Annotated in this window: 16 protein-coding genes; 11 read left to right on the top strand and 5 right to left on the bottom strand. The window is 69.2% G+C overall.

Going from position 1 to position 22,040, the window contains the following annotated elements; genetic code table 11:
* The first annotated feature begins 60 nt into the window (after positions 1-60).
* Positions 61-744: an Rv1157c family protein gene (locus ACWFRB_RS00230; protein WP_452637957.1), complete on the top strand. Its 684-nt coding sequence runs from the start codon at positions 61-63 to the stop codon at positions 742-744.
* Between the two features lie 21 nt (positions 745-765).
* Here ACWFRB_RS00230 and ACWFRB_RS00225 read toward each other — a convergent pair whose 3' ends face one another.
* Positions 766-1,638: an alpha/beta hydrolase gene (locus ACWFRB_RS00225; RefSeq protein ID WP_452637956.1), complete on the bottom strand. Its 873-nt coding sequence runs from the start codon at positions 1,636-1,638 to the stop codon at positions 766-768.
* A 232-nt stretch (positions 1,639-1,870) separates the two neighbouring features.
* On the opposite strand from ACWFRB_RS00225, the gene ACWFRB_RS00220 reads away from it, so the two are divergent.
* The 5 genes from ACWFRB_RS00220 to ACWFRB_RS00200 all read left to right on the top strand — a co-directional run bounded on the left by ACWFRB_RS00220 (position 1,871) and on the right by ACWFRB_RS00200 (position 7,423).
* A complete protein-coding gene (locus ACWFRB_RS00220) occupies positions 1,871-3,082 on the top strand; it encodes a low temperature requirement protein A (protein WP_452637955.1) in 1,212 nt (403 codons plus the stop codon).
* Between the two features lie 21 nt (positions 3,083-3,103).
* Positions 3,104-3,931, top strand: a complete 828-nt coding sequence (locus tag ACWFRB_RS00215; RefSeq protein WP_452637954.1) for a class I SAM-dependent methyltransferase — start codon at positions 3,104-3,106, stop codon at positions 3,929-3,931.
* Positions 3,932-4,017: 86 nt separating this feature from the next.
* Entirely contained in the window at positions 4,018-4,812 is a 795-nt protein-coding gene (locus ACWFRB_RS00210) for an LLM class F420-dependent oxidoreductase (RefSeq protein WP_452637953.1), read from the top strand.
* A gap of 64 nt (positions 4,813-4,876) precedes the next feature.
* Positions 4,877-6,679: an ABC transporter substrate-binding protein/permease gene (locus ACWFRB_RS00205; protein WP_452637952.1), complete on the top strand. Its 1,803-nt coding sequence runs from the start codon at positions 4,877-4,879 to the stop codon at positions 6,677-6,679.
* Between the two features lie 3 nt (positions 6,680-6,682).
* Complete coding sequence (locus ACWFRB_RS00200; protein ID WP_452637951.1) at positions 6,683-7,423, top strand: amino acid ABC transporter ATP-binding protein; 741 nt, start codon at positions 6,683-6,685, stop codon at positions 7,421-7,423.
* Positions 7,424-7,490: 67 nt separating this feature from the next.
* Here ACWFRB_RS00200 and ACWFRB_RS00195 read toward each other — a convergent pair whose 3' ends face one another.
* Positions 7,491-8,648, bottom strand: coding sequence for a Rieske 2Fe-2S domain-containing protein (locus ACWFRB_RS00195; protein WP_452637950.1), 1,158 nt, complete (start codon positions 8,646-8,648; stop codon positions 7,491-7,493).
* Between the two features lie 203 nt (positions 8,649-8,851).
* Here ACWFRB_RS00195 and ACWFRB_RS00190 point away from each other — a divergent pair, with 203 nt between their 5' ends.
* Together ACWFRB_RS00190 and ACWFRB_RS00185 are read left to right on the top strand one after the other, a co-directional pair.
* Positions 8,852-10,930 (top strand): PhoX family protein, encoded by a 2,079-nt coding sequence (locus ACWFRB_RS00190; RefSeq protein ID WP_452637949.1) that lies wholly within the window; start codon positions 8,852-8,854, stop codon positions 10,928-10,930.
* A gap of 168 nt (positions 10,931-11,098) precedes the next feature.
* Positions 11,099-12,211, top strand: a complete 1,113-nt coding sequence (locus tag ACWFRB_RS00185) for a serine hydrolase domain-containing protein (protein ID WP_452637948.1) — start codon at positions 11,099-11,101, stop codon at positions 12,209-12,211.
* A gap of 28 nt (positions 12,212-12,239) precedes the next feature.
* On the opposite strand, the gene ACWFRB_RS00180 is transcribed toward ACWFRB_RS00185, so the two are convergent.
* From ACWFRB_RS00180 to ggh, 3 genes are all read right to left on the bottom strand, one after another.
* A complete protein-coding gene (locus ACWFRB_RS00180; RefSeq protein ID WP_452637947.1) occupies positions 12,240-12,983 on the bottom strand; it encodes a glycoside hydrolase family 25 protein in 744 nt (247 codons plus the stop codon).
* 74 nt (positions 12,984-13,057) lie between these two features.
* Positions 13,058-13,933, bottom strand: a complete 876-nt coding sequence (locus ACWFRB_RS00175; RefSeq protein WP_452637946.1) for a TIGR03619 family F420-dependent LLM class oxidoreductase — start codon at positions 13,931-13,933, stop codon at positions 13,058-13,060.
* Between the two features lie 106 nt (positions 13,934-14,039).
* On the bottom strand, positions 14,040-15,380 hold the full coding sequence (gene ggh, locus ACWFRB_RS00170; protein WP_077039987.1) for a glucosylglycerate hydrolase: 1,341 nt from the start codon (positions 15,378-15,380) through the stop codon (positions 14,040-14,042).
* Between the two features lie 210 nt (positions 15,381-15,590).
* Here ggh and ACWFRB_RS00165 point away from each other — a divergent pair, with 210 nt between their 5' ends.
* The 3 genes from ACWFRB_RS00165 to ACWFRB_RS00155 are packed head-to-tail and all read left to right on the top strand — an operon-like array spanning position 15,591 to position 22,040.
* Positions 15,591-17,327 (top strand): fatty acyl-AMP ligase, encoded by a 1,737-nt coding sequence (locus ACWFRB_RS00165; RefSeq protein ID WP_452637945.1) that lies wholly within the window; start codon positions 15,591-15,593, stop codon positions 17,325-17,327.
* Positions 17,328-17,364: 37 nt separating this feature from the next.
* A complete protein-coding gene (locus ACWFRB_RS00160; RefSeq protein WP_452637944.1) occupies positions 17,365-17,652 on the top strand; it encodes an acyl carrier protein in 288 nt (95 codons plus the stop codon).
* Complete coding sequence (locus ACWFRB_RS00155; protein ID WP_452637943.1) at positions 17,649-22,040, top strand: aminotransferase class I/II-fold pyridoxal phosphate-dependent enzyme; 4,392 nt, start codon at positions 17,649-17,651, stop codon at positions 22,038-22,040. The genes ACWFRB_RS00160 and ACWFRB_RS00155 overlap by 4 nt, the downstream gene beginning before the upstream one ends.

The raw sequence follows: 22,040 nt of genomic DNA, 5'->3' as shown, positions 1-22,040 counted from the left end.
GCGGGTTCGGCCCGCAGACAGTCGGACCGCGTTCGCTGACCCAGGGGGAGATCGCAGAGCATGAACGACAGTCGGAAGATGCGTGGACGGATCGCGGTGTCGGTGGCGTGCCTCGGCACCCTGCTCGCCCTGCCTGGGCCCGCGCAGGCTGCGCCGGTACCGGTCGATGACATCACCGCGGTACACACCGCCCTGAGGTCGGCGGCGATGCCGATCAGCACCCGTACCGCCGAATCCATCGCGACGACGATCGAGCGCGCGGCGAGCGGCACGCCGCGCTACAACTACTTCCCGAGGTCGGTGCACCTGGTCGAGGGCCGGGCCCAGCCATTCCTGTACGACACGACTGCCGCGGGTTGCCTTCCGCCGGGCTTCGGCGAGGACAACGACTCGGTCGGCATCGCCCAGGCGATCGCGGGACCCGCGGTCGACACGAACCTGCCCGTCCCCGCCATCGCGCCCGGGCAGGTCAACGTGTTCTTCAGCGCGATGAACACCGCGATGTCCTCGCCCCGGCAGGCCGACCACCTCGAGGTCGCCTGGCTCAACCTGAACACCATGCAGTCGGGCCGGGCGCCGATGTTCCAGGAGCGCCCGGCCGACTACATCGTCACCCTGTCCAACACCCTCCAAACCGGTACGGGCACCGTCGTTTTCGTGGTCTTCGGCAGCGTCCTGGACAACACGAGCTGGGGCCTGCCGCCGTGCGACTTCGCGCCGGTGGTCGGGGTGGTGCGGGCCTGAGCCACCCGCCGTACCGATGTGTCAGAGGTGTTCGGAGAAGAATGCGGTGAGCTCGTCGACGGCAGGGTTCACGAATTCCGGGATGTCATAGAGGTCGATGTGGTTGGTGGTGGGCAGCCAGACGATCTTCTTCGGCTCGCCGGCCCTGTCGTACACGGCCTGAGCGCCCTCGGGACTGCAGAACTCATCGGTGGTGCCGTGCACCACCAGCAGCGGGGTGGGGGAGATCAGGTCGGCGGCGGCGAGGGTGTCGACCGTCATCGTCTGGTATCCCGACGCGACGGTGACGCTGTTCTCCCAGTGGGGGCTGTACGAGCGGTCCGTTCCGTAGTACTCGAACGGCTCCGCGCCCATCATCGCCGCCGGTCCGCCGTCGTCGGTCACCGCCTTCTGATAGACCGGCTCACCGCCCTCGGTCCACGCGCGATCCCAGATGTCCCGCAACGCTTCCCGGTAATCACCGCCGCGGTGCGCGAAACTGCCAGGGGCACCGGGGTACGCGCCCGCCACGCAGGCCAGCGCGGCCACCCGAGGGTCCTGGGCCGCGGCCTTGAGCGCGTACCCACCACCCAGGCACACGCCCGTCAGGCCGATCCGTCCGAACCCCAGTGCGCCCAGGTGACCGACGGCCGCGCGCAGGTCGGCCACCTTGCCCGCGGCGTCCTCGTGCCTGCGGATCACACCGCCGGACTCACCGTAGTTCCGATGGTCGAAGGCCAGCGTGGCGAATCCGGCGCGCGCGAGGGCATCGGCGTACGTTCCGACGACCTGCTCCTTCACCCCGGTGAACGGGCCTGTGAACGTCACCGCCCTTGTCGCTCCTGCCGGCACGCGCAGGACCCCCACCAGGCTGGTGCCGTCCTCCGCGCGAAACTCGACACGCTCCGTCTCCATCGTGACCTCCCCACAGTTCGCCGGCCGCCGGGTTCGGCGCCGTGCTGAATCATCGACGTCCGTTCCCGCCCGAGCATCGGTCTGCGGCAACGATCATCGCCCATGCCAACCTCATCGGAACCGGCACTCTTCCCGATGTCCGAATTGTCGCGCTGGACCGGAGTGCCGTTGCCGCCCATGAGGTGTGGCCCTAAACTTCGTCGCCGTACCAGTCGGCGATGGGGGAGACCGCGTGGACCAGCCTGCACTCGACGGCGCCGATTCGGTGGCCGACGCTCCGATCGAATCCCCACCCGAGCAGCGGGTCGCGTGGGCCGAGCTGTTCTTCGACCTGATCTGGGTCTTCGCGGTCACCCAGATCGCCACGACGCTGGCCGGCGCACACGACATCGGCGAGGCGGCCCGTTTGCTGCTGCTGTTCATGCCGCTGTGGTGGGGGTGGGTGGGCACGACGCTGCTCGCGAACCGGGCGGGCGTCCTCGTGGATCAGGCGCTGGGCAGGGTGGCGCTCTTCAGCGTCGCCGGCTGTGGGCTCCTGATGTCGGTGGCCGTTGGTGAGGCGTTCGGCGACCGTGCACTGGTCTTCGCCGCCGGGTATGTCGTGCTCCGCCTTCTGTTGTGGGCCATTTCCTGCCGACTTCCCGGCGGGTCCGCCCGACTCCGGTTGGAGCCGTTCGCCGTGTCGGCGTTCGTCGCCGCGCCGCTGTTCCTACTGGGCGCCTTCCTCGAGGGGCCGTGGCGGATCGCCGCGTGGACCGCGGCCGCGCTGATCGAGCTGATCGCCCCGCGGGTGCTGCCCGCGGGCCTGAGCCACGTCCGCATCGAGACCGCGCACCTGCCGGAGCGGTTCGGGCTGTTCCTAATCATCGCGCTGGGCGAGACGGTGGTCGCGGTCGGCGGCCAGGCCGCCGGGATCGACCTCGACGGGCCCACCTACGCCGCCTTCGCGCTCGCGTTCCTCATCATCGTCCTGTTGTGGTGGACGTACTTCCACTACGGCGCCCCCGCCGCCCGCCACAGCCTGGAGCACAGTCCCGAGCAGGCTCGCATCGTCACCGATGTCTTCAGCTACGCGCACCTCATCTACGTCACCGGGATCATCATGATCGCGGTGGGCCTGAAGAAGCTGCTCGCCTATCCGCTGTCCGTGCCGCACTCGCTGCCCGAGCTGCTGCTCGCCCCCGGCGTGGCGCTGTACCTGTTCGGGTTCTGCTATGCCAGGTGGCGGATGTTCGGCGCGGCCACCGTGCAGCGGGCTGCCGCGGCCGCAGCCTGCTGCGCGATCGCGGTGGCGGCGCCGCTGCTCCCCGCCCTCGCGACCGCGACGCTGGTCCTCGCGGTCCTGCTCGCGCTGAACGGATACGAGGCCTGGATCGTCACCACCCACCGGCCGCTCCCGCTGCTTCGCCTGCCACGGATCGTGCGGCGCGAAACCTGGCGCTGACGCGGCGCCTAGGGTGTGCTCGTGAGCGAAAAGTACCGAGAGATCAACAAGGCGAACTGGGACGAACGCGCACCCGCGCACGCCGTCTCGTCGGACTATGCGGTGGAGCGATTCGTCAGTGATCCCGAATTCGTCAGCGCGGTAGTCGAGTTCGACCGTCCGATGCTCGGCGACATCTCGGGGCTGACGGGAGTGCATCTGCAGTGCCACATCGGCACCGACACGGTGTCGCTGGCCCGGCTCGGAGCGCGGATGACCGGGCTGGACTTTTCCGGGGCCTCGCTGGCGGAGGCCCGCAAGCTGGTCGCCCGCACCGCGGACCCGGTCGATTTCGTGGAGGCGGACGTATACGACGCCGTGACGATCCTCGGTCCGGCGTCGCAGGATCTGGTGTTCACCGGAATCGGGGCGCTGTGCTGGCTGCCGAGCATCGAGCGGTGGGCCGAGACGGTTGCGGGGCTCCTCCGACCGGGCGGCCGGCTGTTCCTGCGCGAGGCCCATCCCGTGCTGTGGGCGCTCGACGACGCCCGCTCGGATGTGCTCGCCCTGCGGTACCCCTACTTCGAGCAGGTCGAACCGCTGGTGTGGACGGACGAGGAGACGTACGTCGAGACGGAGATCCGGCTCCAGGCGAACACAACGCACGAGTGGAACCACGGCCTCGGCGAGATCGTGACCGCGCTTCTCCGGGCAGGCATGGAGATCACCGCGCTCACCGAGCACGACAGCGTTCCCTGGAATGCCCTGCCCGACGCGATGGTGTGTGACGAGCGCGGGGAGTGGCGGCTCGCCGAGAACCCCGAGCGGCTCCCCGCGTCGTACACACTCTGTGCGGTCAGAGGGCGCTGATCTCCCAACCCTGCAGAGGACTGCGGGGCCGGCCCCTCACGGACTACGGTGGGATCCGGCCTTCCTCGACGAGTCAAGGAGTGCAGATGACCCACGGATTTCGCATCGGCGTCCAGCTCCAGCCGCAACACGCGCCCGACTACGGCCTGATCCGCGACGCGGTGCTGCGGTCCGAGGACGCGGGCGTCGACATCGTCTTCACCTGGGACCACTTCTATCCGCTCTACGGCGACCCCGACGGCGCCCACTTCGAGTGCTGGACGATGCTCGCCGCCTTTGCGGAGCAGACCGAGCGGGTGGAGATCGGCGCGCTGGTCAGCGGCGGCGGCTACCGGAACCCGGACCTGCTCGCGGACATGGCCCGCACGGTCGATCACATCAGCGGCGGGCGGCTCATCCTCGGCATCGGGGCGGGCTGGTTCGAGAGGGACTACGACGAGTACGGCTACGAGTTCGGCACCGCGGGGCATCGACTGAAGCTGCTCGGCGAGAACCTGTCGCGGATCTCTGCGCGGCTGGACAGGCTCAACCCGGCGCCGACCCGACACATCCCGATCCTCATCGGCGGCGGCGGCGAACGCAAGACGTTGCGCCTGGTCGCCGAGCACGCCGACGTGTGGCACAGCTTCGCCGACCTCGACGCGCTGCGGCACAAGTCGCAGGTGCTGGCCGAGCACTGCGCGGCCGTCGGCCGCGAACCCGCGCGGATCGAGCGGTCGGTCGCCTGGCCCGGACCGGAGGCCGCGCAGGACTTCCTCGACGCGGGCGTGACCCTGTTCACCGTCGGCACCGGCGGGCCCGACTACGACCTGTCCACGGTCCTGGAGGCGCTGCGCTGGCGTGCCGACCGGCTGCCCGAGCCGATCGAGGGCCTGGCCTGACCGGCCTTCACCGAACCGAAACGGTTCCCGGGTCCCGGCCCCCGGCGCCGCTAGGCTCCTCTGCATGGTTCGTCCACATGTCGTGAAGAGTCGGGTGCTCATCGCCCTGCTGGCGCTGCTCGCGTTGACGCTGACCGGGTGCGGTGGTGGCGGCGACTCGGCCACCTCGGCCACCGACCTGTGCGCCCCGCCCGGCGTCGGCAGCGCCTCCGCCGCACCCACCAACCTGGACGCGGCCGCCGCCACGGCCGCGGAGGATCGGTACACCACTCCGAGCACCAAGCCGCTGGATCAGATCGACATCGGCGCGCTCGGCCTGGCCACGCCGGGCAAGCTCAGCGTCGGCACCCTGTCCGACGCCCCGCCGAGCATCTGCGTCGATTCCTCGGGCACGTTCACCGGCTACGACAACGAGCTGCTCAAGGCCGTCGCCGCCAAGCTCGGCCTGGAGATCGAGTTCTCCGGTACCGAGTTCGCCGGGCTGCTCTCGCAGGTCGCGACGAACCGCTTCGACGTCGGGTCGTCCTCGATCACCACCACCGACGAGCGGCGCAAGACGGTCGGCTTCACCAACGGCTACGACTTCGGCTACTTCTCGCTTGTGGTGCCGAACGGCAGCCCCATCCACGGATTCTCCGACCTGAACGCGGGCACCCGGATCGGCGTCGTGCAGGGCACCGTCCAGGACGACTACGTCGTGAACACCCTGAACCTCGACCCGGTGAAGTTCCCCGACTACAACACCGCGTACGCGAACCTCAAGACCGGTCAGATCGACGCCTGGGTGGCCCCGTCCCAGCAGGCCGAGGGCGCGATCAAGCCCGGTGACCCCACCTCGATCGTGCAGAACACCTTCAGCCTCAACAACTTCGTCGGCTGGGCCGTCAACAAGGACAACCAGCCCCTGATCGATGCGCTGAACTCCGGGCTGGACGCGGTGATCGCCGACGGCACCTGGGCGTCGCTGTACTCGGACTGGGTGCCGCGCGAGCTGCCCGAGGGCTGGAAGCCGGGCAGCAAGGCGGCGCCCGCGCCGGAGCTGCCGGACTTCGCGGCGCTCGCCAAGCCGGAGGCGGCGGGATCCGAGCAGTCGCAGACCGCCCAGCAGTCGACGCTCACCCAGCTCGGCGCCACCTTCTTCGACTGGGACCTGTACCGCAAGGCCATCCCGGACCTACTCAAGACCGGCCTGCCGAACACGGTGATCCTCGCCGTCACCTCGGGGGTGATCGGCACCGTGGCGGGCATGCTGCTCGCGGTCGCGGGCATCTCGCGCACCCGCTGGCTGCGCTGGCCCGCCCGGGTCTACACCGATGTCTTCCGCGGGCTGCCCGCGGTGGTCATCATCCTGATCATCGGCCTTGGCGTCGGACCGGTGGTCAAGGGCCTGACCGGTAACAACCCGTACTGGCTCGGCGCCGCCGCGCTGGCCCTGCTGGCCGCCGCCTACATCGGCGAGATCTTCCGTTCCGGCATCCAGAGCGTGGAGCCGGGGCAGCTGGAGGCGGCCCGCGCGATCGGCTTCAGCTACCGCCGGGCGATGACACTGGTGGTGATCCCGCAGGGCGTCCGCCGGGTGCTGCCCGCGCTGATGAACCAGTTCATCTCGTTGATCAAGGACTCCTCACTGATCTACTTCCTCGGCCTGCTGGCGACCCAGCGGGAACTCTTCGCCGTCGGACGCGACCTCAACGCGCAGACCGGCAACCTGTCGCCGCTGGTGGCCGCCGGCCTGTTCTACCTGGCACTGACGATCCCGCTCACCCACCTGGTGAACTACATCGACCGGCGCCTGCGGACCGGCAGGGCCGACACCTCCGGCACACTCGACCCGCTCGAACAAGCCATCGTCGTGGAAAGGGGATAGCCCGTGACCACCGCGACCAAATCGGTCTCGCTGACCGGCACCGACCTGCACTTGTCCTTCGGCACGAACAAGGTGCTTCGCGGCGTCGACATCCACGTCGACGCAGGCAAGACCACCTCGGTCATCGGCCCGTCCGGCTCCGGCAAGTCGACCCTGCTGCGGGTGCTCAACCGCCTGCACGAGCCCGAACGGGGCGACATCCTGCTCGACGGCCGGTCGGTGCTCGGCGACAACCCGGACACCCTGCGGCAGCGGATCGGCATGGTGTTCCAGCACTTCAACCTGTTCCCGCACCGCACCGTGATCGACAACATCGCGCTCGGCCCGCGCAAGCTGCGTGGGCTCTCCAAGGAGCAGGCGCGGGCGGTTGCCCTCGAGCAGCTCGAGCTGGTGGGGCTGGCACAGAAAGCGGAGTCACGGCCGGGCAACCTGTCCGGCGGCCAGCAGCAGCGGGTCGCGATCGCCCGGGCCCTGGCGATGAAGCCGGAGATCATGTTCTTCGACGAGGCCACCTCCGCGCTCGACCCCGAGCTCGTCAAGGGGGTGCTGGCGCTGATGAGCGACCTCGCGTCCGGCGGCATGTCGATGGTCGTCGTCACGCACGAGATGGGTTTCGCCCGTTCGGTTTCCGACACCGTGCTGTTCATGGACCGCGGGGTGGTGGTGGAGACCGGCAAGCCGGAGGCGCTCTTCGACGACCCGCAGACCGAACGGCTGCAGGCCTTCCTCTCCCAGGTGTTGTAGCGGCTGCGCCGCCTGTGCGCGAGTCTCCCCCCCATCGGGTTGAGACTCGCGCACGGTTGGCGTGGCGCTACGCGTTCGCCGGCTCCGCCGCCTTGGCGGCCCGGTTCGCGGCCATCTCCTCGTCCCAGTGCTTCCCGGACCGGGTGGTGTCGATCTCGAACTCGAACCGGGTGACCATGTCCGGGGTGATGTCCTCGACGTCGACGTAGAACTGGCTGTACCAACGCCGCAGCTGGTATACCGGGCCGTCCTCCTCGCACAGCAGCGGGTTGTCGATCTTCGCCTTGTTCTTCCAGACCACGATGTCCTGCTCGAACGTCGCCATCGTCCCGTCGCCGAAGCCCTTGGCCATCTCGTCGGCCTGCTCGGTGGACATCCCGGCCATCTTCTTGACCATGATCCCGTATTGCAGCACAAACGAATTCGACGTCACGGGGTAGTGACAGTTGATCAGCACGGCCTCGAGCGGCTCGTGCGCACCGATGTCGGCGTGGAACCTGTCGATCATGTAGGACGGGCCGTGGTACGACGCGTCGGACTGGGTGATGCTGTCCTCGCCGAAGTCGACGTCCACGTTCACGTCGGTACGCGGGGTGAAGCTCATGTACTGCGAGGCGACGTGACCCTCGAAGACGTTCTTGAACGAACGCGGCACATTGAAGTGCACGTAGAAGAAGTGCGCCATGTCCACGACGTTGTCCACGAGCTCACGGCAGTGCGAGCCCTCGATGAGCACCGAATTCCAGGTCCAGTCGGTCCACTCGTCGCTGCCCACCCCGTCGATCGCGGGAATCGTCACGTCGGCAGGCGGCGGGTTGCCCTGCGGGTCGTGCCACACAAACAGTTGCGCATTGCGCTCGAGCGCGAGCCAGCCGCGGGTGCGGGCGAGCGGCGGGACGCGGCGGGCGTAAGGGATGCCGGTGCACTTGCCGTCGCCGCCCCAGCGCCAGTCGTGGAAGGGGCAGGCGATCGAGTCACCCTTGACCGAGCCCTGACTCAGGTCCCCGCCCATGTGCCTGCAGTAGGCGTCGAGCACCATGAGCTCGCCCTTGCTGTCCGCGAAGACGACCAACTTGGTGCCGAAGACCTCAACCGAGTGCGGCTTCCCGTCGCGGAAATCCCGCGCCAGTCCCAGGCAGTGCCACCCGCGGGCGAACCGGGTCGGGGCCGCGACGGCCTCGATCTGTCGGACATCGCCGCCGGCGATGGTGGAGTTCAGCGTCATTGATGTTCCTCCGGGGTTGAGTTCGCTTCGATCCGAACGATGCTCGGCCCCCCATGACCAGGCGACAAGGACGTTTCCCGCTGGGCGGCAAGGACACTGGACTTAGGGTCGCCTCATTGTCCGGTCGTTCACTTTGCCGTTCCTTTGCCCTTGCTTACTGCTTCTACGGTCACCCGAGTTGAACCTTCGACCAGGAGAACCACGTGAAGCTGAAGCCCCTCGCGCTGTTTGTCAATCACGACGGCAAATCATCGCGGGCATCGATCACCTGCCAGTACAAGTGCGGCAATGCCTGCTCGCACGAGGTGCCGAACACCTCCGGCGGTGAGTACTTCGGCGACATCGTGCGCGCCGCGATGTCGCGGCGCGGGCTGCTCAAGTCCGGCGCCGTCGCGGTGCTCGCGGTCGGTGCGGGCGGTGCCCTGGTCGCGTGCTCCGACGACTCCGGCAGCGGCTCGGCCGGTGGCTCCACGACGGCGGCGGGCGGCGGCGAGACCCCGGCCGGCACCGCGTTCACCGCGGTCGCGCCGAACACCGAGGACGCCGTCGTGGTCCCCGAGGGCTACGAGCAGGCCGTCGTGATCCGATGGGGCGACCCGGTGCTGCCCGGCGCGCCCGCGTTCGACTTCGCCAACCAGACGCCGCAGGCGCAGGAGATGCAGTTCGGCTTCAACAACGACTTCGCCGGCCTGCTCCCCGTCGAGGGCCAGCCGAACACCTACCTGTTGGTGGTCAACCACGAGTACACCACCGAGCCCTTCATGTTCACCGGCTACGACCCCGCAAATCCCACCCTTCAGCAGTTCCAGACCGCGATCGCCGCGCACGGCCTGTCCGTCGTTCAGGTCAAGGGCGAGCCCGGAACAGGCAGGCTCACACCGGAATTCGGTCCGAACAACCGCCGCATCACCGCGAACTCGGAGTTCCTGGTGACCGGCCCCGCCGCGGGCAGCGACCTCCTCAAGACCGCCGCCGACCCGACCGGCACCCGGGTGACCGGGACGCTCAACAACTGCTCCGGCGGCGTCACGCCCTGGGGCACGGTGCTCTCCGGCGAGGAGAACTTCAACCAGTACTTCGCGAACGCCGATCAGGTGACCGACCCGACCGTCGCCGCCAGGCTGAAGCGATACGGCATCGAGGGCGGGGCGAGCGAGCGGAAGTGGGAGCGCTTCGATCGCCGCTTCGACCTCGTGCAGGAGCCGAACGAGGCGAACCGCTTCGGTTACGTCGTCGAGGTGAACCCGTGGGATCCGGCGTCCACCCCGATCAAGCACACCGCGCTGGGCCGGTTCAAGCACGAGTCCGCGACCATCTATGTCACCGACGACGGCACCGTGGTCGCCTACAGCGGCGACGACGAGCGGTTCGACTACATGTACAAGTTCGTGTCCGCGCGAAAGATGATGCCCGGCAACGGACAGTCGAGCATGCGGCACAACCTGACCATCCTCGACGCGGGGACGCTGTACGTCGCCAAGCTGACCGGCGACGAGCCGGACCAGATCGACGGCTCCGGCAAGCTGCCGTCCTCCGGACGCTTCGCGGGCAAGGGCCAGTGGATCCCGCTGCTGCGCACCGGCGAGGACGGCAAGGCCGAGTCCCTGGTCGACGGGATGAGCCCGGAGGAGGTCGCGGTGTTCACCCGGCTCGCGGGCGACAAGGTGGGCGCCACCAAGATGGACCGTCCCGAGGACTTCGAGCCGAACCCGAAGACCGGCAAGGTGTACGTCGCGCTGACCAACAACACCAAGCGCGGCGAGGAGGGCAAGCCCGCCACCGACGAGCCGAACCCCCGCAACAACAACAAGAACGGGCAGGTCCTCGAGATCGAGGACGAGCACGCAGGCACCGGTTTCACGTGGAACCTGCTGCTCGTCTGCGGTGACCCCGCGGCCGCCGACACCTACTTCGGCGGGTTCGACAAGACGCAGGTCAGCCCGATCTCCTGCCCGGACAACCTGGCGTTCGACCCGCACGGCAACCTGTGGATCTCCACCGACGGCAACGCGCTGAAGTCGAACGACGGCCTGTTCAGCGTGGTGCTCGACGGCGACCGGCGCGGCGAGACCAAGCAGTTCCTCACCGTCCCGAAGGGCGCCGAGACCTGCGGGCCGATCGTCGGCGAGTCCCGCGTGATGGTCTGCGTGCAGCACCCGGGCGAGCTCGACGGGGCCAGCGCCGACAAGCCGGCCTCGCACTGGCCGGACGGCGGCACCAGCCAGCCCCGGCCGTCGGTCGTCGCGGCCTGGAAGTCGGGCGGCGGACGGGTCGGCGTCTGACCCTCGCGAACCCTGGGCGCCCTCCGGTTTTCCGGAGGGCGCCCTTTCGTGTCCGGGGTGGGGCAGGCTGTACCTCAGATCCGGTAGTCAGGGGGATCGTCGCACCCGTCGCGCGTCAATAGCGTCGGTGCCGAGAGTTATCGGGCGACAATCGAGGAGAACCCCAGCATGAGAAGCAGACCCGTAGCCTCCGGGCTCGCCGCCGCGGCCACCGCCCTGCTCGTCGGCGCGGCGCCTGCGGCTGCGCAGCCGCAGGCACCCACCACCGCCACCGGCGCGGCGGTGCAGCAGGCGATGGACCGCATACTCGCGAACGGCGCGGTCGGCGTGCAGGTCCGGACGACGTGGGACGGACGGACCGCGACCGCCACCGCCGGTTCGAGTGTGCTCGGCACGCCGTGGGCGGTTCCCGAGGACGGCCGGTTCCGGATCGGCAGCGTGACCAAGATGTTCGTCGCCACCGTGCTGCTGCAGCTGGTGGAGGAGGAACGGGTCGAGCTGGACGCGCCGGTGACGCGGTACCTGCCCGGACTGTTGCCCGACGGCGACACCATCACCGTCCGGATGCTGTTGCAGCACACCAGCGGGCTGTACAACTACACCGATTCCCTCCCGCTGGACGACGGCGAGTTCCTCGGCATCCGGTTCCGGCCCTACACCCCGCAGGAGCTGGTGGACCTGGCGACGAGCAAGCCTCTGGACTACGCGCCTGGCACCGACTGGGCCTACTCCAACACCAACTACATCGTGCTTGGCATGCTGATCGAGAAGGTGACAGGGCGATCCTGGGACACCGAGGTCGCCGCTCGGATCACCACACCGCTCGGGATGCTCGCGACCAGCGCCCCGCGCGGCAGCGTGTTCATCCCCGGACCGCATGCCCGTGGCTACCACCCGGCCGCGGGGGTGCCCCTGGACACCACCGAACTCGACCCGAGCTGGGGCGGCGCCGCAGGCGAGATGATCTCCACCACCTCCGACCTGGACCTCTTCCTGACCACGCTGGTCGACGGCCGTCTCCTGCGGCCCGCCCAGCTCGCCGAGCTGACCTCGGCCCGGTCCATCCCCGACGGGCACGGGTACGGGTTGGGCGCGCTGTCCAGGAACACCCCTTGTGGAAAGACCGCGTGGGGTCACAGCGGAGGCATCCCCGGCTACACCACCCTCGCCTTCACCACCCTCGACGGCAGCAGGCGGATGGAGGCGTCGGTGACCAACGGCCTCGGCCCCGATTCCGAGGACGCCGTGTACGGAATCGTGGACGCGGCAATCTGCGGCTGACCGTCCCCCGGTTCAGCGGGCGCGGACCTCAGGAACCGAACGGGTTGGCGGAGCTGCCGAAGTCGCCGAGGCCCCCGCCGTAGATGTTGAGGTCGACGTTGCCGTTCACGCCGGGGATCCGCCCCGTGCTGGTGTACTGCCAGAACGTCCAGTTCCGCCAGCCGCCGGGCAGCGGGCCGGGCGCGTCCTTGCCGTTGTAGTCGGCGATCCAGAGCGGGTAGTGGGAGAACTCCGCGGTGTTCGCCATCGCGGTGCGCCAGAAGTTCGGGTACGTGTAGATGATCGGCTGCTTGCCGGTGAGCGCCTGGACGGAGTTGAGGTAGCGGCGCGTCCAGTCGATCACCGCGGCGGGCGGCAGGCCCTTGGAGTCCTCGATGTCGAGCACCGGCGGCAGTCCGTCGCCCCCGATCACCGGGAACGACGTCGACGCGAAGAAGGCAGCCTGCGCCTCGGGCGACTGCCGGACGTCGGCGTAGTGGTAGGCGCCGCGGGACATCCCGGCCGCACGCATGCCGATCCCGTCCTGCACGAAGAACGGGTTGACGTACGAGAGTCCCTCGGTGGCCTTGACCATCGCGAACTCGTGGCCGGAGGCGCGGACGGCGAACCAGTCGATGCCCGACCCGCCTGGGTGTTGCCACGAGGCGACGTCGGGACCGTTGTACGGTTCGGCGCTCGCGGTCCCCGGCACGGTGAAGGCCAGGGCACCGGCCAGCAGTACCGGCACCAGGCGGGTGACGGCTCGGACACGCTTACGACTCGACGACGTCATTGCCCGAGACTAAACCGATATTTCGGGCACGACCACGGAAATCTGGATGAATTTTTGGCGTCAGCTCCCGCGAGTCACCCGCACTTCGACATCACGGTCTCGGCATAGCCCCTCAGAGCTGCGACCTTCGCATCCAGCGGCTCCGTGTCCTGCGCGACGCTGTAAGGGTCGCGGAAGCCGACGATCACGTCGGTCACGCCCTTGTCCTCGAGTCGCCTGATCCCGTCCACCGTGTAGGCCTGCGGCGAGATCACGTGGATCTCGAACGGGCTGTTCTCCGTGCCCTCCGCCCGGCGCATCCGCTGCAGCTTCGCGAGCAGGACGTCGAGTTCCTCGTCACCGCCGCCAGCGTGCATCCACCCGTCGCCCCTGACCACCGCACGCCGGAGCGCGGCGTCGCTGTGCCCGCCGACGAGGATCGGGATGGGCTCGCTCGGCACCGGGCTCAGCTTGATAGCGGGCAGGTCGAAGATCTCGCCGTGGTACTCGAAGTAGTCACCGCTCACCAGACCGCGAAGGATGTCGATCGCCTCGTTCGTCCGCTTGCCGCGCCGCTCCCATGGCACGCCCAGCACCTCGAAATCGTCCGGCCACGGGCTCAGTCCGATGCCCAGGCTGAGCCGGTTGTTGATCATGTAGGCCACCGAGGTGGCCTGCTTGGCGACGAGGACCGGGGGACGGATCGGCAGCTTCAGCACGAAGGTGGTGAACCGCAGCGTGGTCGTCGCCATCCCGAGCGCGGTGGCGAGCACGAACGCCTCGACGAACGCCTTGTTCTCGAGGAACTCCCGGCTTCCGTCGGGCGTGTAGGGGTAGACCGAATCGGACTCCTTCGGATAGCAGAGGCTGTCCGCGATCGACATCCCGTGATAGCCGGCCTCCTCCGCCGCCTGCGCGAGCGGCACATAGAAGGCGGGGTCGGTCATGGCCTCGGCATAGGTGAATCGCACAGCCCTGCTCCTTCGGTCCGGTGTGGTCTACGTCATACCTGACCCGACGCACCCGGGGTACCGGATCCCGACCTCCCGCCCAGCGAGACGAAATCGGCGAGTGGGCTCAGCCCAGCCAGTCCAGCACCGCGGCCGCGGTCCAGGACTGCTGCATGCTCCCCAGCGGCGCGCCGGTGAACGGCTCGTAGTACTCGGCGAAGCTGCCGTCGGCGGCCTGCCGCAGGCCCTCCGCCCGCAGGTGCCTGGCCCGCTCGGCCCACCCACGGCGGGCGAACGCCCAGGAGAAGAGCCAGGTCATCACCGGCCACACCGGGCCGCGCCAGTACTCGCGCGGCCGGAAGTCGCCCGAGACCGGCGAGGTCGACGGCGGCACCGCGTACCGGAGATCCGGGTGACCGCAGAACCGCGGTCCCTCGAAGATCCGCACCAGAGCGCGCTCGGCATCGCGGTCCAGCCCGCCGCACAGCAGCGGGGCGAACATCGCGAGCGTCTCGGTGGGGATCCACCGCCCCGACCGCAGGTCGAAATCCCGGGCGGCGCCCGAACGCGGGTCCGTGGTCGCGATGGTGCCCCGCTGGAACTTCTCGGCCCAGTACCGCAGGTCCCTGACGTCGGACTTCGGCGCCGAATGCTCCTCGCCGATGGTGGCGAGGACGTCGCAGGCGAGCGAGAACACGGCGCTCACGAACACGTCCTCGACGGCGAAGCTCATCGTGGACGCCAGCTCCGCATCGTCGTAGCGCGCCAGCTTCATCTCCTCGAGCAGCCACAGGTAGCGGTCGTACTCGGCGTTCGACGGCCGCTGCGTTGGGTCGGAGATGATCGCGGTGTCCTCACGCAGGTACGGCGGCACCGGCCCAGGAATCACGTTGGCGTACGCGGCATCCCAGCGCGGCGAGTTGTCCATCCCGGACTCCCAGCCGTGGTACAGGCTGATCCGTCCGTTGTCCTTCGGGTCACGGGCGGTCGCGAGCCACCGGTGCCAGCGCACCAGATCGCCCCAGCGCCGGTCGAGGAACTCCTCGGCCACCGCCCGAGTGCTGCGGCCGTGCCTCCGGGAGTGGTCGAGGATCCGCTGGACGGCGATCGCGTGCACCGGTGGCTGCGTGATGCCGGAGGTCTGCGGGACGACGGGGGCCGTCGCCGCCAGGTCGCCGCAGGCCCAGCGCGCGGGTCCGGGGAAGTACCCGTCGACCCCGTTCGCGAACACGATGTGCGGGATCATCCCGTTGCCCCACTGTGCCGACAGCAGCGTGTCCAGCTCGACAACGGCCCGCTCCACGCTCAGCGGCGCCAGCCCGACCGCGACGAACGCCGCGTCCCAGCTCCACATGTGCGGGTACAGCCGCGGCGCCGCACTGGTCATGGTGCCCAGGTCGTTGCCGCGCAGCAGGTACGCGGCCCGGGCCGCGAGCTGGGTCGGGATGAATCCGGGATCGGCGGCCATCGTCCTAGTTTGCGTCCGCCGCGGCGATTGCGCCCGTCGGGGTGACCTCTCGTGCCTTCCTTGGTGAGAAATGCCCACACCCGGGGGTCCGTCGCACCACCCCAAGGGGTCGTAGTCACCGGGGCCGCGGCCAACAAGTGTTGAGGACGTTCCCAGCGCACCCCGAACTCGTCATTCGACCGCATCGTGCACCCCGAGGAAAGAGCCCCCGTGTATCCCGATTTCGTTTCACATGTCCGCGCCAAGGCCGACATTCACGGCGACACCCGTTCCTACGCCTACCACCGCGAGGTCGGGCTCGAACTGGTCGAGGAGGTTCTCAGCTTTCGCGAGATCGACCGCAGGGCCAGGGCCATGGCCGCCTGGCTGTCGCAGCGTCCGGAGGCCAACCGACCGGTCCTACTGCTGTACCTGGACAGCATCGATTTCCTGCCCGCCTTTCTCGGCTGCCTGTACGCGGGAGTCATCGCCGTGCCCGCCCCGCTGCCACACGACCAGCAGAGCACGCAGCGGGTCGCCGGGATGCTCGACGACGCCGACATCGGCCTCGTCCTCACCACCTCCGCCTACGCGGAGCTCCTGACCGCGTGGATCGCCGACAACGGGCACGCCGAGGCGGTGTCCTGCGTGTGCACCGACGGCGACGACCTGGGCGACGCCGAAGCATGGCGGATGCCAGAACTCGACGGAGACACGGTGGCCTTCCTGCAGTACACGTCCGGTTCGACGAGCGAACCCAAGGGCGTCATGGTGACCCACGGCAACCTGCTGCACAACGAGGCGACCATCGCAGAAACTGTCGGATTCGACGGTGCCTCGACCGGGGTCAGTTGGCTTCCGCACTTCCACGACATGGGCCTGATCTCGATGCTGCTGCCCCTCTATGCCGGGGCCGACGCCGCGCTGATGTCCCCACTGGCCTTCCTCAAGCGCCCGGTCCGCTGGCTGGAGTTGATAGACCGCTACCGCGCCGAGTTCACCGTCGCGCCGAACTTCGCATACGAGCTGGTCGCCCGGCGCGCGACCGACGAGCAGTTGGCCCGCCTCGACCTGTCCTCGCTCCGGGTTGCCCTCAACGGTGCGGAGCCGATCCGATCCCGCACCCTCGACGCCGTGATCGAACGGCTCGGGACCGCGGGCTTCCCGCCGAACGCGTTCGTCACCGGATACGGCATGGCCGAGGTGACGCTGCTCGCGACCGCGAGCCGGGCAGGCGAACCGCCGTTCCGCATCGACGTCGACGCGGCGGCCCTGGAGCGCAACGTGGCCGTACTGACCGCCGACGACGCCGGCGTCCGGCTGGTCAGCAGCGGACCCCCGCGGGATCTCGACATCCGCATCGTGGACCCAAACACCGGAATAGCGCTGCCGGACAATCGAGTCGGCGAGATCTGGGTTCGGGGAGCGAGCGTCACCGCCGGCTACTGGAACCGCCCGGACGAGACCGAGGCGAAGTTCGGCGCCGAGCTGGCGGGGGAGGGGGCGTACCTGCGCACCGGGGACCTCGGCCTGCGCCACCAGTGCCACATCTTCGTCACCGGCCGGCTGAAGGATCTCCTGATCATCAACGGGCGCAACCTGTACCCGCAGGACATCGAGGAGGTCGTCCGCGACGTGCATCCCGCTCTCGCGGGGTCCGCCGGGGTGGCGCTCTCGATCGACGCCGGTCGGCAGGAGCGACTACTGGTGATCCAGGAGGTCAAGCAGACGCTGCTCGACGGCATGACGCTCGCCGAGGTCACGTCGCTGATCAAGGTCGCGGTGTCCCGACACTTCGACGTGCCCGCCCCCGACGTGGTCCTGGTCGGCCGCCGCGGAGTGCACCGCACCACCAGCGGCAAGGTTCAGCGCCGCGCGATGCGCACGTCGTTCCTGGAGAACCGGGTCCACGCGCTGCTCCACGAGGACATCGCCCCGACCGTGCAACGCCTGCGCGCCGCCGCGTAATCGCGGCCGACCAACCCGAATCACGAGGAATACTCCCATGTTCAAAACGATCCCCACCCCCGCCGCCGACGCTCTCACGCCGATCACGCACTGGCTGGTCGAGCGGGTCGCCTGCTACCTCGACGTACCCGCCCCGGACATCGATCCGACGACCCCACTCGCCGAGATCGGGATCGATTCGGTGTCCGCGCTGAGCCTGTGCGGCGAGGTCGAGGAGAAGTGGCGGATCCCCGTGGACGCCACCCTGGTCTTCGACTACCCCACCATCACGGCGATCGCCGGGTACCTCGCGGGCGAACTCGAACCGGAGGCGGCGGCATCATGAGCGACATCGCGATCGTCGGACTCGACTGCCGATTCCCGCAGGCCCCGAACGCGGAAGCGTTGTGGGCGTTGCTGATGGACGGTGGCGACGGCATCACCGAGGTCCCCGCGCAGCGGTGGCGCGCCGACGACTTCTACGACCCGAAGGGCCGCCCCGGCACGGTCAACAACCGTAGCGGCGGCTTCCTGGCCGACGCCGACGCCTTCGACCCCGAGTTCTTCGGCATCGCCCCGCGAGAGGCCGAGGCCATGGATCCGCAGCAGCGACTGATGCTCCAGGCCGCCTGGCGTGCGCTCGAGGACGCCACGCTCGATCCGCGCGCCCAGGCCGGTTCGAACACCGGCGTGTACGTCGGTGTGATGGCGAACGAATGGGCGAACCTGCACCTGAGCGACTACGCGAAGATCACACCCCAACTCGGTTCCGGCAACGGATATTTCATGACCGCGAACCGGATCTCCTACCAACTGGACCTCCGGGGACCGAGCGTGTCGGTCGACACCGCCTGCTCGTCCTCGCTCGTCGCCGTCCACATGGCCTGCGCGGCGCTCCGGGCAGGCGAGTGCGATCAGGCCCTCGCGGGCGGGGTCAACATCATCCTCACGCCCACCCTCAACATCTTCTACGCCCAGGCCGGACTCTCCGCACCCGACGGGCGCTGCAAGCCCTTCAGCGAGAACGCCGACGGCATCGGCCGCGGCGAAGGGGTCGCCGTGCTCGCGCTGCGCCGCCTGGATGACGCTCAACGCGAGGGACTTCCGATCTATGCGGTGATCAAGGGCAGCGCGGTCAACTCCGATGGCCGCAGCAACGGGATCACCGCGCCCAGTCGATGGGCGCAGCAGCAGGTCGTCGGCGAGGCATACCGGCGCGCAGGCGTGCGGCCCGAGCAGGTCGCCTTCGTCGAAGCCCACGGCACGGGGACCGTGCTCGGCGACATGATCGAGGCCAAGGCACTCGGCCATCTGCATGCCGTGCCGCGGTCGCAGCCGTGCGCAGTCGGCTCGATCAAGGGCAACCTCGGCCACACCGAGGGCGCCGCTGGTGTCGCCGGGCTGATCAAGGCGGCACTGAGCCTCCACCGACGTACCGTGCCGCCCAGTCGATTCGGTGCACAGGAGAATCCACGCCTGCGCCTCGCCGACCACGGCCTCCGCCTGCTCACGGAGGCGCTGCCCCTGCCCGAGGGCGCGGTCTACGGCGGCGTGAGCAGCTTCGGCATCGGCGGCACCAACGCGCACATGCTGCTGGGCAGCGCACCCGAACGCGCACCGGCCTCCGAATGCCCCGGCGGTGGAGTACTCACCGTCTCCTCGGCGAGCCGGGACGGGTTGCGGCGCAACGTGGCCCGGATCGCCGATGATCTCGGCGGACTGCCCGAGGGGCGGCTGGCGCAGATGTGCTGGTCCAGCAACAAGATCATGTCGTCCGGGCGCCATCGCCTGGCCCTGCCGGTGCGGGAACGAGACCAGGCGATCTCGGACCTACGCGACTTGGTGACCGACGACGGCCGGTTCGCCGCCGCGACCGGCCTGGCCGGGGGAGTGAGCACCGGGTGGCTGTTCACCGGCCAGGGATCGCAGTACCGGGGCATGTCCGATGCGCTGCACGCGGAGTCCGGGAGCTACCGGCGTGCGCTCGCCGAGGTGGACGAACGGATGGCGCCGCACCTGGGCCGGTCGATCCGCGACCTGATGCTGGGCGGGGAGGACCTCGATCGGACCGAGCACGCACAGCCTGCCGTCTTCGCGATGCAGTATGCGCTGGCACTGACACTCACCGATTCCGGCGTCGAACCGTCGTGGGTCATCGGCCACAGCATCGGCGAATACGCGGCCGCGACGCTCGCCGGGGTGTTCGGTCTCGACGACGCCTGCCGGCTGGTCGTCGCGCGGGGACGGCTCATGCAGCAGCTCCCCACCGGCGGCGCCATGCTCGCCGTCCGCGCCGCCGTGGCGGAAATCGCCGATCTCCTCGCGAACGAGCCCATGGCGGCGGTCGCCGCCGTCAACGGCCCTCGCGAGCTGGTGCTCTCGGGCGCCGCCGAGACCCTCGCGCGGATAGCCGATGAACTCACCGCCCGCTCCGTGTCCGTCCGGACGCTGTCCGTCTCCCATGCGTTCCATTCCCCGTTGATGGAGCCGATGGCGGCCGCGTTCGGCGCCGTCGCCGCAGACTGCACCTTCGAGCCGCCCCGCATCCCGGTCTACTCGACCCTGCGCGGAGGCCTCCTCGGCCTCGACGATCCGATGGACGCCGACTACTGGACCGAGCACATCCGCGGGACGGTCCGGTTCGGCGATGCGTTGGCGGCCGGGATGGAAAGCGGCCCCACCCACCTGATCGAGCTCGGGCCGAGGCGCGTACTCGCACCGATGGTCGCCCGCGCCAACCCCGAACTCACCTGCCTCGTTCCCTGCCCGGGTCCGGCGGCGACGGGGCGTGAGCTCACGGAGGTCGTCGCGGCCCTGTACCGGGACGGCCACAACCCGAGCTGGGATGCCCTGTACGAACCGGAGCAGCGCGTTCGCATGCCGCTCGGCGGCTACGACTTCGACACCACCCATCGCTACTGGACGCATCCCTCCACGAATCCGACAGCACCGGAACAAGAGTCACCCGCGGGCACCCTCGCACCCCTACACGCCGCGGCCACCACCGCGCCCACCCTTCATACCGAGGACACCACCATGGACGACCTGATCTCCCTCTTCCGTGAACAGACCGCGCTGCTCGCCGCCGCCGGGTCCGTCCCGGCGGCCACGGGCGCCGCACCTGCCATCGCGGCCGCCGCCGTGGCCCGGCCGCAGGCGCTCCCCGGTTCCCCGGCACCCGAGGTCACCGCCGACACCGTCGCCGCGGCGGTCCGCGCCGAGATCGCCAGGATCGCAGGCTATTCCGCGATCACGCTGCGGCCCTCTCAGACGATGTCCGGTGAGCTCGGCTTCGACTCGATCATGGTGACCGACCTGGTGGCCGGGCTGGCCCGCAGGTTTCCCGAACTCAGCGCCGAGCCCGCCTGGTTCTCGCCGACCAGCACCGTGGGCGACCTGGTGGCCCTGGTGTCCGCGCAGCTCGGGGCGGTACCCGACCCGGCGGCGCCGGACCGGGCAGCCGACACGGGGTCCGCACCGCAGGTCGTCCCGCCGATCGCAGCAACCGACGAGATCGCGGCCGAGACGTACCTCATCGAGCAGTTCCCCGAGGTCAGGGAGATCGCCGATCGATTGGCCCTCGGCGAGGCCCACGGCCTGTCCAACCCGTACTTCCTGGTCAACGACGGGATCACCAGGGACACCTCGATCATCGGCGGGGAAGAGGTCCTCAACTTCTCCAGCTACAACTACCTCGGCATGTCGGGCCACCCGCACGTCGTCTCCGCGGTGCAGGATGCGGTAGCCCGTTACGGCAGCTCCTGCTCGGCCAGCCGGCTGATCTCCGGGGAGAAGCCCCTGCACGGGCAGCTCGAGGCCGAGCTGGCCGCGCTGCTCGGCACCGAGGACGCCATCGCGCTCGTCAGCGGCCACGCCACCAACGTGACGGTGATCGGTCACCTCGTCGGCGAGGGCGACCTCGTCATCCACGACAGCCTGGCCCACGACAGCATCCTGCAGGGCTGCAAACTCTCCGGCGCCACCCGAAGGTCGTTCCCGCACAACGATCACGCCGCACTCGACGCCATCCTCACCGAGATCCGGCCGCGATTTCGCCGGGTGCTGATCCTCATCGAGGGCGTGTACAGCCAGGACGGCGACATCCCGGATCTGCCTGCCGTGATCGCGGTCAAGCGCAAGCATCACGCGTTGCTCATGATCGACGAGGCACACAGCGTCGGGGTGCTGGGGTCCACCGGCGGCGGTATCGGCGAGCACTTCGCCGTCGACCGCGCCGACGTCGAGCTGTGGTCCGGGACGATGTCGAAGGCCCTGGCGGGATGCGGGGGTTACGTGGCCGGCAGCCGGGCGTTGATCCAATACCTCAAATACACCACGCCAGGGTTCATCTACAGCGTCGGCATGACACCGTCGAACGCCGCCGCCTCGCTGGCCGCCATGCGGCAGATGCGTTCCGAGCCAGAGCTTTTCGAGCGCCTACACCGACACTCCCGGCTCTTCCTCACCCTGGCCGTCGAGGCCGGGCTCGACACCGGCGACAGCTGCGACACCCCGATCATCCCCTGCATCGTGGGCGATTCGATCAAGACCCTGAAACTGTCCAACGCGCTGCTCGCACGGGGGATCAACGTAAACCCGATCCTGTATCCGGCGGTGCCGGAGGATCAGGCCCGGCTGCGCTTCTTCGTGACGTCGTGCCACACCGAGGATCAGATCCGCTACACGGTGAAGACCACGGCCGAGGAGCTCGCCCTGCTGGACGAGGGGCACTGA

This window comes from Rhodococcus sp. NPDC055112, assembly GCF_053607505.1.
The sequence above is the reverse complement of the archived record's forward strand: the minus strand, read 5'-3'. Positions and strand labels throughout refer to the sequence as shown.

Bases quoted from the DNA above. Each gene is read 5' to 3' on its own strand.
- ACWFRB_RS00230 (WP_452637957.1), top strand. From the start codon at position 61: ATGAACGACAGTCGGAAGATGCGTGGACGGATCGCGGTGTCGGTGGCG.
- ACWFRB_RS00225 (WP_452637956.1), bottom strand. From the start codon at position 1,638: ATGGAGACGGAGCGTGTCGAGTTTCGCGCGGAGGACGGCACCAGCCTG.
- ACWFRB_RS00210 (WP_452637953.1), top strand. From the start codon at position 4,018: ATGACCCACGGATTTCGCATCGGCGTCCAGCTCCAGCCGCAACACGCG.
- ACWFRB_RS00205 (WP_452637952.1), top strand. From the start codon at position 4,877: ATGGTTCGTCCACATGTCGTGAAGAGTCGGGTGCTCATCGCCCTGCTG.
- ACWFRB_RS00195 (WP_452637950.1), bottom strand. From the start codon at position 8,648: ATGACGCTGAACTCCACCATCGCCGGCGGCGATGTCCGACAGATCGAG.
- ACWFRB_RS00185 (WP_452637948.1), top strand. From the start codon at position 11,099: ATGAGAAGCAGACCCGTAGCCTCCGGGCTCGCCGCCGCGGCCACCGCC.
- ACWFRB_RS00180 (WP_452637947.1), bottom strand. From the start codon at position 12,983: ATGACGTCGTCGAGTCGTAAGCGTGTCCGAGCCGTCACCCGCCTGGTG.
- ggh (WP_077039987.1), bottom strand. From the start codon at position 15,380: ATGGCCGCCGATCCCGGATTCATCCCGACCCAGCTCGCGGCCCGGGCC.
- ACWFRB_RS00160 (WP_452637944.1), top strand. From the start codon at position 17,365: ATGTTCAAAACGATCCCCACCCCCGCCGCCGACGCTCTCACGCCGATC.
- ACWFRB_RS00155 (WP_452637943.1), top strand. From the start codon at position 17,649: ATGAGCGACATCGCGATCGTCGGACTCGACTGCCGATTCCCGCAGGCC.